At 61.9% G+C, this 14,244-nt stretch carries 14 protein-coding genes; 8 read left to right on the top strand and 6 right to left on the bottom strand.

The genetic code is table 11. The features are described from left to right. Nucleotides 1–11: 11 nt before the first annotated feature. The 3 genes from H4V96_RS18925 to H4V96_RS18935 all read left to right on the top strand — a co-directional run bounded on the left by H4V96_RS18925 (nt 12) and on the right by H4V96_RS18935 (nt 4,512). Complete coding sequence (locus H4V96_RS18925; protein WP_196854944.1) at nt 12–1,730, top strand: methyl-accepting chemotaxis protein; 1,719 nt, start codon at nt 12–14, stop codon at nt 1,728–1,730. A gap of 605 nt (nt 1,731–2,335) precedes the next feature. Next, on the top strand, nt 2,336–3,202 hold the full coding sequence (locus H4V96_RS18930) for an HDOD domain-containing protein (RefSeq protein WP_010401505.1): 867 nt from the start codon (nt 2,336–2,338) through the stop codon (nt 3,200–3,202). 101 nt (nt 3,203–3,303) lie between these two features. Then, nucleotides 3,304–4,512: a hypothetical protein gene (locus H4V96_RS18935; protein ID WP_280721109.1), complete on the top strand. Its 1,209-nt coding sequence runs from the start codon at nt 3,304–3,306 to the stop codon at nt 4,510–4,512. A 26-nt stretch (nt 4,513–4,538) separates the two neighbouring features. Here H4V96_RS18935 and H4V96_RS18940 read toward each other — a convergent pair whose 3' ends face one another. After that, the gene (locus H4V96_RS18940; protein WP_010401510.1) at nt 4,539–5,063 is read right to left on the bottom strand and encodes a DNA-deoxyinosine glycosylase; all 525 of its coding nucleotides are present in this window, start codon (nt 5,061–5,063) and stop codon (nt 4,539–4,541) included. Between the two features lie 95 nt (nt 5,064–5,158). Here H4V96_RS18940 and H4V96_RS18945 point away from each other — a divergent pair, with 95 nt between their 5' ends. From H4V96_RS18945 to H4V96_RS18965, 5 genes are all read left to right on the top strand, one after another. Next, nucleotides 5,159–5,587 (top strand): Mpo1-like protein, encoded by a 429-nt coding sequence (locus H4V96_RS18945; protein WP_196854943.1) that lies wholly within the window; start codon nt 5,159–5,161, stop codon nt 5,585–5,587. A 150-nt stretch (nt 5,588–5,737) separates the two neighbouring features. Further along, nucleotides 5,738–6,187, top strand: coding sequence for a glycine zipper 2TM domain-containing protein (locus H4V96_RS18950; protein ID WP_196854942.1), 450 nt, complete (start codon nt 5,738–5,740; stop codon nt 6,185–6,187). A 326-nt stretch (nt 6,188–6,513) separates the two neighbouring features. Beyond that, on the top strand, nt 6,514–7,467 hold the full coding sequence (locus tag H4V96_RS18955) for an EamA family transporter (protein ID WP_196854941.1): 954 nt from the start codon (nt 6,514–6,516) through the stop codon (nt 7,465–7,467). Next, nucleotides 7,464–7,973 carry a GNAT family N-acetyltransferase gene (locus H4V96_RS18960; RefSeq protein ID WP_010401518.1) on the top strand — a complete coding sequence of 170 codons (510 nt, stop codon included), beginning with the start codon at nt 7,464–7,466 and terminating at the stop codon, nt 7,971–7,973. The genes H4V96_RS18955 and H4V96_RS18960 overlap by 4 nt, the downstream gene beginning before the upstream one ends. Nucleotides 7,974–8,546: 573 nt before the next feature. Further along, entirely contained in the window at nt 8,547–8,726 is a 180-nt protein-coding gene (locus H4V96_RS18965; protein WP_029496687.1) for a hypothetical protein, read from the top strand. An 11-nt stretch (nt 8,727–8,737) separates the two neighbouring features. Here the strand turns inward: H4V96_RS18965 and H4V96_RS18970 are convergent, their stop codons facing one another. Genes H4V96_RS18970 through hutG form a run of 5 tightly spaced genes read right to left on the bottom strand, consistent with a single transcriptional unit; the run spans nt 8,738 to nt 14,234 of the window. Then, a complete protein-coding gene (locus tag H4V96_RS18970; protein ID WP_196855072.1) occupies nt 8,738–10,204 on the bottom strand; it encodes a glycine betaine ABC transporter substrate-binding protein in 1,467 nt (488 codons plus the stop codon). 45 nt (nt 10,205–10,249) lie between these two features. Further along, a complete protein-coding gene (hutI, locus tag H4V96_RS18975) occupies nt 10,250–11,476 on the bottom strand; it encodes an imidazolonepropionase (RefSeq protein ID WP_280721110.1) in 1,227 nt (408 codons plus the stop codon). 12 nt (nt 11,477–11,488) lie between these two features. Continuing rightward, a complete protein-coding gene (locus tag H4V96_RS18980) occupies nt 11,489–12,064 on the bottom strand; it encodes a HutD family protein (protein WP_196854939.1) in 576 nt (191 codons plus the stop codon). Then, nucleotides 12,064–13,461, bottom strand: coding sequence for a formimidoylglutamate deiminase (locus H4V96_RS18985; protein WP_196854938.1), 1,398 nt, complete (start codon nt 13,459–13,461; stop codon nt 12,064–12,066). Before H4V96_RS18985 ends, H4V96_RS18980 begins: the two co-directional genes overlap by 1 nt. Beyond that, complete coding sequence (gene hutG, locus H4V96_RS18990; protein ID WP_010401526.1) at nt 13,446–14,234, bottom strand: N-formylglutamate deformylase; 789 nt, start codon at nt 14,232–14,234, stop codon at nt 13,446–13,448. The genes H4V96_RS18985 and hutG overlap by 16 nt, the downstream gene beginning before the upstream one ends. Nucleotides 14,235–14,244 lie beyond the last annotated feature (10 nt).

Consider the following 14,244-nt stretch of genomic DNA (forward strand, 5'->3'; position numbering starts at 1 on the left):
AGGAGTCAAGCATGCTCAATACATTACGCATCGGACCAAAATTATTGCTGGCGCCAGCGCTGGTCTTGCTGCTGCTGATACTCAGCTCGACCGGCGCCTGGTATGGCATGGTGCGGCAAAATACCTCGCTGGAAAACATGGTGCGCGTGCGCATCACGCATCTGAAGGCGGCCTGCGACGTGGCAGGCGACGCCAAGCACGTACACGGCAATATGTACCAGTTGCTGTCGTGGACCAATGGCAGCTTCGCCAAGGCCCGCATCGATGCACTGGAGCAACAGATCAAGGCGCGCCATGCGGCCATCGGCAGCCAACTGGCCACGCTGCGCGCCACGGCCACGGGCGCCGAGCGCAGCTTGGTCGATGCCGCCATCACGGCCCTGGCCGGCTACCGCAAGGCGGTGCTGGAAACCATGGAAATGGCGCAAATGGACCAGTCGATCGCCACCAATTCCATGCTCAAGGCGGAAACGCAATTCGGCCAATTCAATACCCAACTGGCACAACTGTCGGCCCTCGAGACGAAGCTCAGCAGCGAGGCCCATGCGACGGCCAGCGCCGAGTTTCGCCGCCTGGGCTGGAGCCTGCTGCTGGCCGTCCTGCTCTCCATCGTACTTTCCATCGTGGTGACCATGCTGGTGCGCCGCGCCATGCTGCTGGAAATCTGCGGCATTACTGAGGCCGTGCAAGACCTGGCGGCAGGCAAGCTGATGGCTGGCGCCCCCAAACACGGCAAGGACGAGATCGCCGCCACGTCGCGCGTGCTGGACCAAACCATCGCCCACCTGAACCAGACCTTGCGCACCATCATGGGCGCCGTGCAATCGATCGATACGGCGTCGCGCGAAATTGCCACTGGCAATCAGGATCTGTCGGCGCGCACGGAAATGCAAGCGAGCTCGCTGGAAGAAACGTCGAGTGCCATGGAAGCACTGACGCAGGCCGTCAATGACAACGCCGACAACGCCCAGCTGGCCTGCGACTTGGCGGGGCAAGCGTCGACCCTGGCGACGCAAGGGGGCGCTTCGATGCAGCAGGCGGTGGCGACGATGGCGACGATACGGGCCAATTCGCGCCAGATCGTGGATATTATCGGCGTGATCGATGGCATTTCCTTACAGACCAATATCCTGGCGCTAAATGCGGCGGTGGAAGCGGCGCGCGCGGGCGAGCAAGGGCGCGGCTTTGCCGTGGTCGCGTCCGAAGTGCGCACCCTGGCACAACGCTCGGCGCAGGCCGCCAGGGAAATCAAGACCCTGATCGCCACCTCGGTCACTACCATCGATGGCGGCAGTGTTGCAGTGCAGCAAGCCGGAGCCAGCATGGGCGCTATCGTCGCCTCGGTGCAGCAAGTCAACGAGATCATCGAGCGCGTGAAACAGGCCAGCGCCGAGCAAGCGTCGGGCATCACGGAAGTGAACCAGGCTGTCACGCAAATGGATGACGTCACCCAGCAAAATGCAGCCCTGGTGGAGCAGGCGGCAGCGGCGGCGGCCAGTTTGCAGAACCAGGCCGTCAAATTGTCGGCAGCCGTAGCCGTATTCACCCTGGACGAGCAACCCGCTACGCCGCTCGGCGACAGCAACGACGCGCTCTTCCAGCATCCGGCCAGTCGCGTCAAGGAAGAAGGCAAGGACAGGCGCGCGCAGCACAGCGCGCTGCGCAGCCTGCCCGACCTGCGCGCAAGCAAGGATACGCCGCCGCGCCGGCGTGGCCAGATGCGCAATTAAGCGACCAAGACCGGCGCGCGCATCGGCTGGCGAGGATGCGGCAGGTGGGGCGCAGCGTCCGGCATGCGGCGCCACGGCGCCCTGGCGATGCCTGTGTCCGGCCCCGAAAACAGTTGCTGCACATGCTAGACGCTAGACGCCGCGCCCTTCGCGCATGGCACCAAGACTTGCCGGCGGCGCGATGGCGCCCCTCATACGCTGGCGTTTCCATGCTACGCCCACCCACGCCGTCGAGCATTACGGTCAGACCGCTCAGTGGACGCGCCACGCTAATGGAATCGTCCGAAAAATTGATACCGGCAAGGCGTTTTTCATGCCAGAATTGTCCTGCCGCGCTTCCCTCCGCCCCCTTCGCCGCACCTTAAAAATAAATAAAAATTAATCTTCTTGCCATGGCGGCGGCGATGAACATCGTCGTAAAATGACGAAAATATCCGATGAACAAGGTCAAAACGGCGATTTTTTACAGAATATATTGTCGAGTTGAACTATTGCCACGCATAAACAGCGATAATCGTCGGGCATTGCGCCAAACGCTCATGAAGCAGACAGCGCCAGCGCACGACAGAATAAGCACCGGGCACGAAAATAATGATGAAAGCGTGATGATGAAAGCGGCAGCGCAAAAGCAGGCAGTGCAGGAAGATCCGGTTGACGCCTTGATGCGTTCCATCCGTATCCCGCCGCGCCCCAGCCTGCTGGTCGACTTGCAGCGCGAACTGGCCGAAGACGACCCGTCGCCACGCCGCATCGCGCGCATCATCGCCAACGATGTCGGCATGTCCGGCGCCCTGCTGAAACTGGCCAACTCGCCCTTCTATGGCGCGGCACGCAAGGCCAAATCTGTCGAGCAAGGCATCAACTTTCTCGGCGTCAACCAGTGCAGCGCCATGATGACGGGCTTGCTGGCGCGTCAGGCGCTGGAAGCGGAAGGCGTGGAACTGAACAACTTCTGGGATGTGTCGGCCAAGCGCGCGCGCGCCGTGGTATTTACCTCGCGCAAGCTGCGCATCGCCCCGCCCGACATCGCCCATACCTTCGGCCTGTTCTGCGATATCGGCGTGCCCCTGCTGATGAACCGCTTCCCCGACTACGTCAACACGTACGCGGCGGCGGCCAACGATGCGCACAATTGCTTTACCAGCCTGGAAGACGCGCGCCACCAGACCAACCACGCCGCCATCGGCTGCTTGCTGGCACGCAACTGGGGCCTGTCCTCCGATGTCTCCTGGGCGATTTTGCACCATCACGACTACTCGGTATTAACGGACACGTCCACGGACGAAGCCATCCGCTCGCTCGTCGCCCTGTCGCTGCTGGCCGAAAAAGGTATTCAACGCTACCATGGCAACAGTACCTCGCTGGAATGGGACAAGGGCGGTGAACTTGCCTGCCAGCATCTCGGCCTGTCGCAGGAAGAAGCCGCCGACCTGCTCGACGAATTGCACGAGATGTTCGATACCGACCATTAAGGTATCGGGCGGCCATATCCACCTGTATGATCTGTCCCGGCGCCTGGCCTGAGCCTTGGCGCCCGTTCGCCTGACCCGTCTTTCTTAACCTGTTGATCGCCATGCCCAAAAATAAGCGCCCTGTCCCCCGTAAATCCGCCAACACGCCTGAAGACAAGGATGAGTCCGTCACGCGCATGCTGTGCACGATGGCCCTGAACCTGGCGGAGCAGGAAGACAGCGAATCGCAAGGCACGGTACTGGCCGAGCAAGCCGTCGAATTCGGCCGCCTGATCCGCAAGGCCTTGAATCAAAAGAAGGATGAAATCCTGTATGACGCTATCGAGCGCGCCAAATACGAAGACGTGGGTGCCTACCAGTACCTGCGCAGCCATATCGAAGAAGCGGCCTCGATTTCCGTGATCCGCCGCGACAATGCCCCGGCCATGGAAATCAACGCCTTCGTCGTGCCCCTGCTGGTGCAAAGCACGGGCGGCCTGCAGGAAGCCGATAGCTTCCAGGACCAGGACGCGTTCGAAGCGCTGGTGAAAAGTTTCCAGCAGGCGCAGTTGGAAAGCGCCAAGGCCAAGGTGGTCTTGATGAGCCATGCCTACGACCTCGATGAAATCGACCGCATCACTTACAGCCACTTGCATGAGATGGTGCGCGATGCGTACTCGTCGATGACAGACAAGAAGATCATCGCCACGCCGGGCCTGGAAAACAGCATCGTGGGCTGGAGCGAGACAGCCTTCGGCCCGCAAGACACAGCCGTCGAACTGCGCTTTCTACTGGGCTTTGCCCTCAAGCGCGTGGACGATCCTTTCTATGCGGAACCGAAGGATGAAGCGGCGCTCGACGCCTGGTTCGACGCGCGCATGGCCCGCTACCAGCAGTGGACGACGGAAGTGGGCGAGCTGGTCAAGCGCTGCCTGGCGCCCGCCAGCAGTGCCCTGGAAGTCAGTTTTTTATACCAGGATCTGTTCCACGGTGGCAAGGAACAAGGCATGAGCGAATATGCGATGCTGCAAATGATGTCGGGCATCAACCACGCGCTGGCGGAAAACAGCGTCGATGCCGCAGATGTCTCGGTCGTCGTCGGTCCGGCCGATGAACACGGCGAAATGCTGTTGCGCGTCAACGTCAGCACGGCGGGCGGTGCGCTGCTGCACAGCGCCGACAAGCCGCTGGATCTGGCCGCCGACCTGCAGGACGAAGTCGACGATATCTGCGATGCACTGGCCACCATCGGTGTGACGCAATTGTCAGTGGCCTTGAAATTCGATGCCAAGGGACAGCCGCTGGAAGCGCAACCGTACGCACCGGCCTGAGGCGCTGGCGCGATCTATATTCTGGATTAAAACGGCTGTAATGTTCTCCATTGCGCCAACTTGGCGCCATAGCCGAGCGTATAGGCAGGGCTGCTCGATGGCAAGCTGACGATGCGGTAACGCTGCGCGTGCTGGCCCAGCACCTTGAGGCCCAGCTTCGCGGCCGTGCCACCGTTAAAGGCGATCGTGTGCAACTGCGGCAAGCTGGCGGCCAGGGCCACCAGGTCGTTGTCGTCGCGGGCGCGGATATTGCTATCCAGGCTGCCCGTGCGCTGCGCCTGCGCCACCACATCCCATAAGCCTACGCCGTGCGCCAGCAAGGTGCTCAAACGCGCTGCGTAAGGCAGGCTGCTCAATGCCACGCCCAGCACCTCGCCCAGCAACATCCAGAATTTGTTTTGCGGGTGCGCATAGTACTGACTGTGCGCCAGCGATTTTTCGCCTGGCAGGCTGCCCAGTATCAGCAGGCGCGTGCCGGCGTCGACGACGGGAGCGAAGCAGCGCTTGCGCGTGTCGACGGCAACGTCTGGCAAGAAGGCTGGGCTATTCAAACGAGAGCTCCGGAAGGGGAAACGAAGCACCATTTTACCCGGCCACGCGACGGTGTAGAATTGCTTGACAAGCTAGCCCACACAAGAGACCACCCATGCGCACCATCGACACCCTGCTGGCCCAGTATGGCGAAAGCCACCGCAACGACGTCAATGAATGGGTACATATCGTGTGCGTGCCCTTGATCGTTTTCAGCCTGCTGGGGCTGCTGTGGAGCGTGCACCCCAGCGTGGCGCTGCTCGCCAGTGTTCTGGCCTTATCCTATTATTTCAAGTTGTCGCGCCCGTTCGCGGCGGGCATGCTGGCGATGCTGGCCGTCATGCTGGGCCTGCTGCTGCTGATGCCGGCACTGACCATCGTGCCCGTGTCGGTGGCGCTATTCGTGCTGGCCTGGATCGGCCAATTCATCGGTCACCAGATCGAAGGCAAGAAACCGTCGTTCCTGGACGATGTACGCTTCTTGCTGGTGGGGCCGCTGTTCGTGCTGGGATTTTTGTACCGGCGCCTGCGGCTGGCGTATTGAGCTGCAAGCGCGCATGTGCTCATGCTGGGCCGGTAACAGATTTTTACTCTTCGTAACGAGCTATCTGCGCTAAGTTTCCTTATGATAAGTCAGCACCTTTACTGCTGGTCGACGCAATCGGCAACTAACTTTTGTCCAAGGGAGTCCCACATGAAAGCACCAATTATTGCAGTGGCATTGCTCGCCACCCTGGCCGGCTGCGCCGTACAACCGAACTCGGCAAACGTCTACCCTGCGCGCCAGGCGCAAAATGAACAGTCGGTTCGCATGGGCACGGTTGAATCCGTGCGTGAAGTGACCATCGCCAAAGGCGAAACAGGCACGGGCGTACTTGCTGGCGCGGCACTAGGCGGCGTGGCCGGCTCGGCAGTCGGTGGTGGCAAGGGCGCCATTGCGGCCAGCATCCTCGGCGCGGTCGCCGGCGGCATCGCCGGCCAAAGCATTGAAGCGAACGCTTCCAACAAGCGCGGTCTGGAAATCACCGTGCGCCTGGACAATGGCGACATGCGCGCCATCGTGCAAGAGGCGGACGAACTGTTCCGTCCGGGCGAGCGCGTGCGCCTGCTGTCGGACGGCCGCAAGACCCGCGTCACGCACTGATAGCACGGCCGGCGCGCAGGCATCAGGCGAAGGCGCAGGTCGCCAGCAACAAAACCGAGGGGTGCAGCCAGACGGCAACCGAGGTTGCCACGATAACGTAGACAAGCAAGCTCCAGACTTTGACATGCAGTGACGTTGGCATGGCGCCCCTCCTTTCAAGATGCAATTCAGAACATATTTAATTGATAATAATGTAAATATTTTTATAAATTTAATATTTTCCAGCAGCACTGCGCTGGCTCAATGCCTGAGGGTATCTGGCCGCGCATATGGCCCATCCATTTGCCAAGCTCGACCGGGACGCGCAATGCCCTTATACTCGGGCGATGTCCTCTCCTCTCCTGTTCATCATTGCCTGCTTAATCTGGGGCTCCACCTTCTGGGCCATCACCTTGCAGCTGGGCGATGTCGCCCCCGCCGTTTCCGTGGTCTACCGCTTCGGCCTCGCCTGCGCCACCCTGTTTGCCTGGTGCGCATTGCGCGGCGACACCTTGCGCCTTCCCTGGCGCGCACAAAAATGGATGCTGCTGCAAGGCCTGGCCTCGTTTGCCCTCAGCTATGTCTGCACCTATAGCTCGGAGCAATACCTCGTCTCTGCCCTCGTCAGCGTACTATTTGCGTTGATGGTGTTCTGGACACCATTACTCAACCGCATCGCCTTCGGCACACGCCTCACCTGGAGCACTTGCTGCGCGGCGTTTGTCGCCATCTGCGGCATCGTGCTGCTGTTTTACCAATCCATCGGCGCGGCGCTGCACGATATTGTCGGCGGCGGCAATGGCCGCAATGCACATTTCCTGCTCGGTTTCATGCTAGCCCTGGTGGCCACCGTTTCGAGCACGCTCGGCAATGCCCTGGTCATGAAGGTGCGCGAGCATTCCAGCAACGTGATGCTGAGCATGGCCTGGAGCATGCTGTGGGGCACGCTCATGGTGGCCGTCTGGGCCCTCGCCACGGGCCAGTCCTGGCAAGTACCCACACGCCCCAGTTACTGGATAGGCTTGCTGTATCTGGCCATCTTCGGCTCGGTGATCGCCTTCAGTGCCTATTTCACTTTAATCGCGCGCATCGGCACGCAAAAGACCGTCTATATCGGCGTAGTCACGCCCGTCATCTCGGTGCTGCTGTCGGTGCAATTCGAACACTACCGGCCCGCCGCCATCGAATGGGTGGGCATGCTGCTGTGCCTATCGAGCGTGGCTTGGGCCCTGACGTCAGGCGCGCGCAAGACGGCTGGCGTTTCCGCCATTTCCACCACTTCATCAGTAAAGGCAACATGAACACTTCCAACGCCACCCTCGCCATCCGTCCCGCCCTGGCAAGCGACGTGGCCGCCATCTTCGGCATGATCCATGAACTGGCCGTGTTTGAAAAACTTGAACACCTGATGATCGCCAAGGAATCCATGCTGCACGACAGCCTGTTTGGCCGCCATCCCGCCTGCGAAGCACTGGTCGGCGTGGAAAATGGCGAAGTGGTGACGTTCGCCCTGTTCTTCCACAACTTTTCCACCTTCCTCTGCCGCAAAGGGCTGTACCTGGAAGACCTGTACGTGAAGCAGTCGGTGCGCGGCAAGGGCTATGGCAAACAGATGCTGGTGGCGCTGGCGCAACTGGCCGTCGAACGCGATTGCGGCCGCTTCGAATGGTCGGTGCTGGACTGGAATGAAAACGCGATCAACTTCTACAAGGGCATGGGCGCGGACGTGATGCCGGACTGGCGCATCTGCCGCGTGGCTGGCGATGCCTTGACGCAATTGTCGGCTGGCACGCCCAAACCCGCATAAGCGATTGCCCAAAAAAATCCCCGCGGGCTAGCGGCACCGCGGGGTGAACCCATTGTCAAGTGGGAGGGGAGAATGCAATCAACGGTGATCACTATAAACGCTACAACTTGTCACCGCGCCGACCTTTACATTTGCTTACCGGGCCTTACATTTTCCTTAAAGCACTCACGTCACTGCCCATCGCTTGCCACAGTTTATTTCCGTGGTTCAATCAATATCCCATGCAAGCCTATCTGTTGTTGCGCAACGCGACTATCAGCGTGCGCATTCGTATAAAGTTGGTACACTGTCAGGCAGGCGATGCCAACAGCAAACACGGCAAAAATGACCATACGACGCTCCTTGAGTATGCTTGTCGGCATCAGCAATATCAGCGATATCAGAGCCTGCGGCCGCTGATGGCCAGGCAGGGAAGAATCAGTGTGACATCTTCTGCTGGTAGGGCCTTGCGCAAGATCAAATGCGCCAACGTGAGGACACGCTGGCGTTTGATGCGGCGCAAAATGGCAGCCATGTGCTCACACACAATAAACGCATTAATGAATGCACCGTCGTGCATACGGGAGCCGCATCATGAATGTCTTTGCCAAACCACTGGTCATGAAAATCTACCGCACCTACCTGCGTTTTCGCCTGGAACGCTACACACGCGACCTGCAAGCCATCGCTGAACAGCGCGAGAACGACTTCCAGGCTGAACGCATCCTGCACCAGGCGGTCGTCTCTGTGCGTTCGAAACTACACTCGCTGTAAGCAGGCGGACGTCAATGCTGCCGGCCGGCCACGGCCCAGCGCTCCAGCAGCTCGAACAGGCCTTGCGTCAACAGAGCCAACACGGCTGCGGGGATCGCACCGGCCAGCAACATGTCATTGTCGTTCAGCGCCAGGCCGATGGTAATGCGTTCGCCATAGCCGCCCGCGCCGATGAAAGCGGCGATGGTGGCCGTGCCCACGCTCATCACGGCCGCCGTTTTCACGCCGGCCAGCATGACGGGCAAGGCCAGCGGCAATTCCACGTGTAGCAGGCGGTCGCGCCAGTTCAAGCCCAGTGCCAGCGCCGCCATGCGCAAGCCTTGCGGCACTTGCATAATGCCGGTGCAAGTATTGCGCACGATGGGCAGCAAGGCATATACGAAGAGGGCTACCAGCGCAGGCACCGTACCGATCATGCCCAGCAGCGGAATCAATATCGCCAGCAGAGCCAGCGACGGTACCGTCTGCAGTACGCCCACCATGGCCAGTACCGTTTGCCTCAGGGGTGCCGAAAACGCCGCCAGCACACCCAGCGGAATGCCGATCAGGCAGGCCAGCGCCACCGACAGCAGCACCAGGGTCACGTGCTGGCGCGTCAGCGTCCATACATCGTCGCCGATGACTTTATCGAGCAGATTGCTGCGCGCAGCGCTGGCTGGCTGTGATACCTTCGCAGCGCTGGCCAGCCACTGCCGCGCCACGCCGGCAAAGCTCTTGCCATCAATTTCCACGGCCGCATTCATGGCGATCATATCGTCCTCGCTGATGCGCCCCTGCAGTCCTTGCAGTGCCTGCCAAGCGGCAGGAAAGCGCGGCGGCAAATCGAGCCGGAACAAGAGCATGGCGTCATAACGAGGGAAATACTGCTGCGTGTCGGCCAGCACGCGCAAGCCGTACTGGCGGATCTTCGCGTCCGTCGAATAGATATCGATCACGTCCACCTGGCGCTGCGCCAGCGCTTCATAGGCGATGCCGTGATCGAGCCCGCGCGGGCGCTGCGGCAAGCCATAGCGCGCGGCCAAGCCTGGCCAGCCATCGACGCGGCCGATGAATTCATGCGACAGGCCAAACTGCAAGGCGGGATGCTGCGCCAGTTGCCCCAGGCTGGCGATGCCCGTTTCATCACCACGCATGGCCAGCGCATAAGTGTTGTTAAAACCCAGCGGCACGGCCACGCCCAGGCCCAGCAGCGCCAGCTCGCGCCGCATCTGCTGCAGATCAATGGCTTTGTCGTGCTTGAGGATTTCGCTGCCGATCGTACCCATGTATTCGGCATATACGTCAATGCTGCCCGCCTGCAGCGCGGCGAGCACGATGGCCGTGCTACCCAGCCCCTGGCGGTGCTCCACCATGACGTGCGGCGCGGCGCTCTGCTTGAGAATTTCGCCGAGGATGTAGGATTCCGTAAAGCGCTTCGAGCCCACCTTCAAGGTGCCGCCCTCCATGGCGGGCGCGGGAGCGGCCGTAAAAACAAGCATTAACAACAGGTAGACAACACGCACGCGGCGCTCCAGGATGGCTGATCAATCCGTCAAGCTTACCACCGGCGCGCGCCAGACACCGCCGTGTACCGCGCCCACGCACGGGTTCAGGCCCAGCGCATACGCCAGGTCGGCCGGACGCGCAACGCGCCACAGGGCGAAATCGGCGCGCTTGCCGACCACCAGGCTACCGGTCTCATGCTGCAAGCCCAGTGCGCGCGCCGCGTGGAGCGTGCAGCCGGCCAACGCTTCCTGCGGCGTGAGGCGCCACAGGGTGCACGCCATATTCATCGCCAGCAGCAATGACGTCATGGGCGAGGTGCCCGGATTGCAATCGGTGGACACGGCCATCGGCACGCCCGCCGCGCGCAAAGCGGCCACTGGCGGTTGCTGCATTTCGCGCAAAAAGTAATACGCGCCCGGCAGCAGCACGGCCACCGTGCCATGCTCTGCCATGGCGGCGATGCCCTCTTCCGACAGAAATTCCAGATGGTCGGCCGACAAACCAGCATAACGGGCGACCAGGGCCGCGCCGCCCTGGTCCGACAATTGCTCCGCATGCAGCTTTACAGGCAAATTCAATGCCTGCGCGGCATCGAACATCCGCTGTGTTTGTGCTGGCGTAAAGCCGATGCGCTCGCAAAAAGCATCGACGGCGTCGACCAGGCCGTCGCCAGCCAGCTTGGGCAGCATCTGCGCGCACAGCAGATCGATATACGCGTCGGCGCGCCCCGTATACTCGGGCGGCAGTGCGTGCGCACCGAGGAAAGTGGTGCGCACGGTGAGCGGCAGCTTTTCAGCGATCCTGCGTGCCACGCGCAACATCTTCGCCTCGCTGTCCATCTCCAGGCCGTAGCCGGACTTGATCTCCAGCGTCGTCACGCCCTCGGCCAGCAGCGCCAACACGCGCGGCAAGCTTTGCCGCAGCAATTCGTCGTCGCTGGCCGCGCGCGTGGCGCGCACGGTGGACATGATGCCACCGCCGGCACGGCTGATATCTTCATAGCTGGCGCCATTGAGGCGCGCTTCGAATTCGTCGCTGCGATTGCCTGCGTGGACAATGTGCGTATGGCAGTCGATCAGGCCCGGCGTCAGCCAGCAGCCCTGGCCGTCCAACACGGTGGCTGCGCTGGCCGGCAGCTCCTTGCCGGGGCCGAGCCAGGCAATGCGGCCATCCTTGACGGCGATGGCCGCGTCCAGCAGTTCGCCATAGCCGTGCTGCATGGTGGCCAGGTGAACGTTGTGGATGACCAGGTCCCAATCTTGCATGCTTGTTCTCTCCTAGATGAACAGGTCGACGCGGAACACGGCCGAACGCTGCAAGGCGTCGAGCCGCCATTCCTGCGCATCGTCGGCATCGAGCAGCAGCGTGTCGTAACGGGCCAGCGCGAACTGCTGGTCGCCACCGCGCGCCAGCACGGCGCCCGCGCCGGCGACAAATAGCAGCGTCGTCGTACTGCGCCGCGACAGCTTGCCCGGCGCCTTGATTTTCTCCAGTTGGTGGCGGCAACGGTCGCGCCGCGTCATCACGTTGAAATCCGTCGTCATACCCTTGACTTGCGCAACGACGGCCGCTTCGCCAGGAAACCAAAGCATGGGCTGCGCCGCGTTCAAGACCACCTTGCGCGTGCCATCGAGCGTCAGCTGCACGCTGTCGCCATCGACCAGCATCAGGCTGCGATCGATGCCGGGAAAGCTGGAAAACGGCCCGCTGGCCGTGATCGTCGCCAGGCTGATACGCCAATCGAAATGATCGAAGCCGGCACCCTCGGGAGCGATGGCGATTTCCGTCGTGCTGCCGCCGCCGTTTTTCCACGGCGTGGCGCGCAAGCATTCATGCGGGATGAAGGTCGCCATCAGAGCGCCCTCAGTTGCGCCAGGGTGCGCTTGTAGGCAGCCGCGATGGCATCGTGCGCCACATGGCGCCCGCCGCGCACCTGCCACTGGCCGCCACACAGCACGTCGCGCACCAGGTTGTCGTTGCCGCAAAAGAGAAAACTGCCCAGCACATCGGCTATGGCCACGCCGCACAGGTTGACGTGCGCCTCGTCGAGCACCAGCAAATCGGCACGGCAACCCGGCGCCAGCGCGCCCAGCTTGCGCCCGGATGCCTGCGCGCCGCCGCGCAAGGCCGCCTGCCACAGGTAATCGCCCACATGGCGTTCATCGGAGGTGGCAGCGACATTGCGCTGCTGGCCCTGCAAGCGCTGGCCGTATTCGAGCCAGCGCAATTCCTCCACCGGCGACTGCGATACATGGCTGTCGCTGCCGACGCCGAAACGCCCGCCGGCGGCGATGAATTGAGCCAGCGGAAACAGGCCATCACCGAGGTTCGCCTCCGTCGTCAGGCACAGACCTGCCACGGCGCCGCTGGTGGCCATCAGCGCCACCTCGTCGGGCTGCACATGCGTGGCGTGCACCAGGCACCAGCGCGCGTCAACATGGACTTGATCGTACAGATACTGCACCGGGCGCCGGCCGCTGTAGTCAAAACATTGGCGCACTTCGCCCTGCTGCTCGGCGATGTGCATATGAATCGGGCGCTGCGCCGGCAGCGCTTGCAGCACTTCGTGGATCTGCGCCACGCTGGCGGCGCGCAGCGAATGCGGTGCAAAGCCCACTTCCACCTGCCCGCAGCGCTGCGGCGCCAGCGCCTCGATGATGCACAAGACATCGTCCGCATCCGTGCGAAAGCGTGCCTGCTCCGCTTTCAACGGCTGTTCGCCAAAGCCCGCATGGCTGTACAACACGGGCAGCATGGTCACGCCGATACCGCTGATGCGCGCAGCGGCCAGCACCCGTTCGGCCGTCTCCGCAGGACGTGCATACAATGCGCCTGCAACATCGCGCTGCAGATAGTGAAACTCGCACACGGACGTGTAGCCATGGCGCAGGCATTCGGCAAACAGCTGCGCGGCGATGGTTTGCATTTGCTCGGGCGTGATGTGGCGCGCGAAGCGGTACATCAGTCCGCGCCACGTCCAGAAGCTGTCCGGCGCATTGCCGACTCCTGCGCCGGCGATTTCGGTCATGCCACCCAGCGCGCGCTGAAAGGCATGCGAATGCAGGTTGACCATGCCGGGCAAGACATATTCCACCACCTCCACGCCAAGCACAGTTGCAGTTGCAGTTGCATCCTCCTGAATATGCGTCAAATCCCCATTTTCATTCCATTCCAGCAGCACGTCGCGGCGCCAGCCCTGCGGTAGCAGCGCGTGGCGGGCAAACAAACGGGAGCTCAAGGCGCCACCCATGCCACGGCCGCTTGCATCATCTGGCGCAGCAGCGGCTGCACCTGTGCGGCCAAGTCGGGACGGTAGCCGAACGGCATCGCTTCATCCATGTACAGGCACTGGCACATCTCCAGCTGGAGCGCATGCACGCGGCGTTGCGGCTGGCCGTAATGGCGCGTGATGTGGCCGCCCTTGAAGCGGCCGTTCAAGGCCACCGTAAACTGCTGCTGCGAACGCGCGATATCGACCACGGAGGACGTCAGGCCGGCATCGCAGCTGGCGCCATCTGCCGTGCCGAAATTGAGGTCTGGCAGCTTGCCGTCAAAGAAGCGCGGCACGTGCGAGGCGATGGAATGGGCATCCCACAACACCACGGCAGCGTGCACGCGCAGCAGCCGGTCCAGTTCCGCCCGCAGTTGCCGGTGGTACGGTGCCCAGTAACGCTGCAAGCGCTGCTGCACCTCGGCCGCATCGGGTTCGCACCCTGGCAGATACAGCGGCTCGCGGTGAAACGTATCGTTGGGCAGCAAACCCGTCGTATCCTGACCCGGATACAGATTCGTGTCTTCCTGCGGGCGGTTCAAGTCGATCGTGTAGCGCGACCAGCGTGCCGACAGCACGGACGCACCCATCTCCTGCAAAAAACCATACAGCTCGCGCAAATGCCAATCCGTGTCGGCCTTGATCAAGGCCTGCGGCGTCATGCGCGCGGCGATATCGTCCGGTATGTCGGTGCCCACGTGGGGCATCGACACCAGCAGTGCAATGCTGCCTTCATTGAAGCGGAAATCCATGCTTGTCTCC

It is taken from the genome of Janthinobacterium sp. CG_23.4, assembly GCF_029892305.1.
Taxonomy (GTDB): Bacteria; Pseudomonadota; Gammaproteobacteria; order Burkholderiales; family Burkholderiaceae_D; genus Janthinobacterium; species Janthinobacterium lividum_D.

Excerpts from the sequence above, each read along its gene's own strand:
- H4V96_RS18925 (WP_196854944.1), top strand. The coding sequence starts at position 12 with ATGCTCAATACATTACGCATCGGACCAAAATTATTGCTGGCGCCAGCG.
- H4V96_RS18930 (WP_010401505.1), top strand. The coding sequence starts at position 2,336 with ATGATGAAAGCGGCAGCGCAAAAGCAGGCAGTGCAGGAAGATCCGGTT.
- H4V96_RS18935 (WP_280721109.1), top strand. The coding sequence starts at position 3,304 with ATGCCCAAAAATAAGCGCCCTGTCCCCCGTAAATCCGCCAACACGCCT.
- H4V96_RS18945 (WP_196854943.1), top strand. The coding sequence starts at position 5,159 with ATGCGCACCATCGACACCCTGCTGGCCCAGTATGGCGAAAGCCACCGC.
- H4V96_RS18950 (WP_196854942.1), top strand. The coding sequence starts at position 5,738 with ATGAAAGCACCAATTATTGCAGTGGCATTGCTCGCCACCCTGGCCGGC.
- H4V96_RS18955 (WP_196854941.1), top strand. The coding sequence starts at position 6,514 with ATGTCCTCTCCTCTCCTGTTCATCATTGCCTGCTTAATCTGGGGCTCC.
- H4V96_RS18960 (WP_010401518.1), top strand. The coding sequence starts at position 7,464 with ATGAACACTTCCAACGCCACCCTCGCCATCCGTCCCGCCCTGGCAAGC.
- H4V96_RS18965 (WP_029496687.1), top strand. The coding sequence starts at position 8,547 with ATGAATGTCTTTGCCAAACCACTGGTCATGAAAATCTACCGCACCTAC.
- H4V96_RS18970 (WP_196855072.1), bottom strand. The coding sequence starts at position 10,204 with ATGCTTGTTTTTACGGCCGCTCCCGCGCCCGCCATGGAGGGCGGCACC.
- hutI (WP_280721110.1), bottom strand. The coding sequence starts at position 11,476 with ATGCAAGATTGGGACCTGGTCATCCACAACGTTCACCTGGCCACCATG.
- H4V96_RS18980 (WP_196854939.1), bottom strand. The coding sequence starts at position 12,064 with ATGGCGACCTTCATCCCGCATGAATGCTTGCGCGCCACGCCGTGGAAA.
- H4V96_RS18985 (WP_196854938.1), bottom strand. The coding sequence starts at position 13,461 with ATGGGTGGCGCCTTGAGCTCCCGTTTGTTTGCCCGCCACGCGCTGCTA.
- hutG (WP_010401526.1), bottom strand. The coding sequence starts at position 14,234 with ATGGATTTCCGCTTCAATGAAGGCAGCATTGCACTGCTGGTGTCGATG.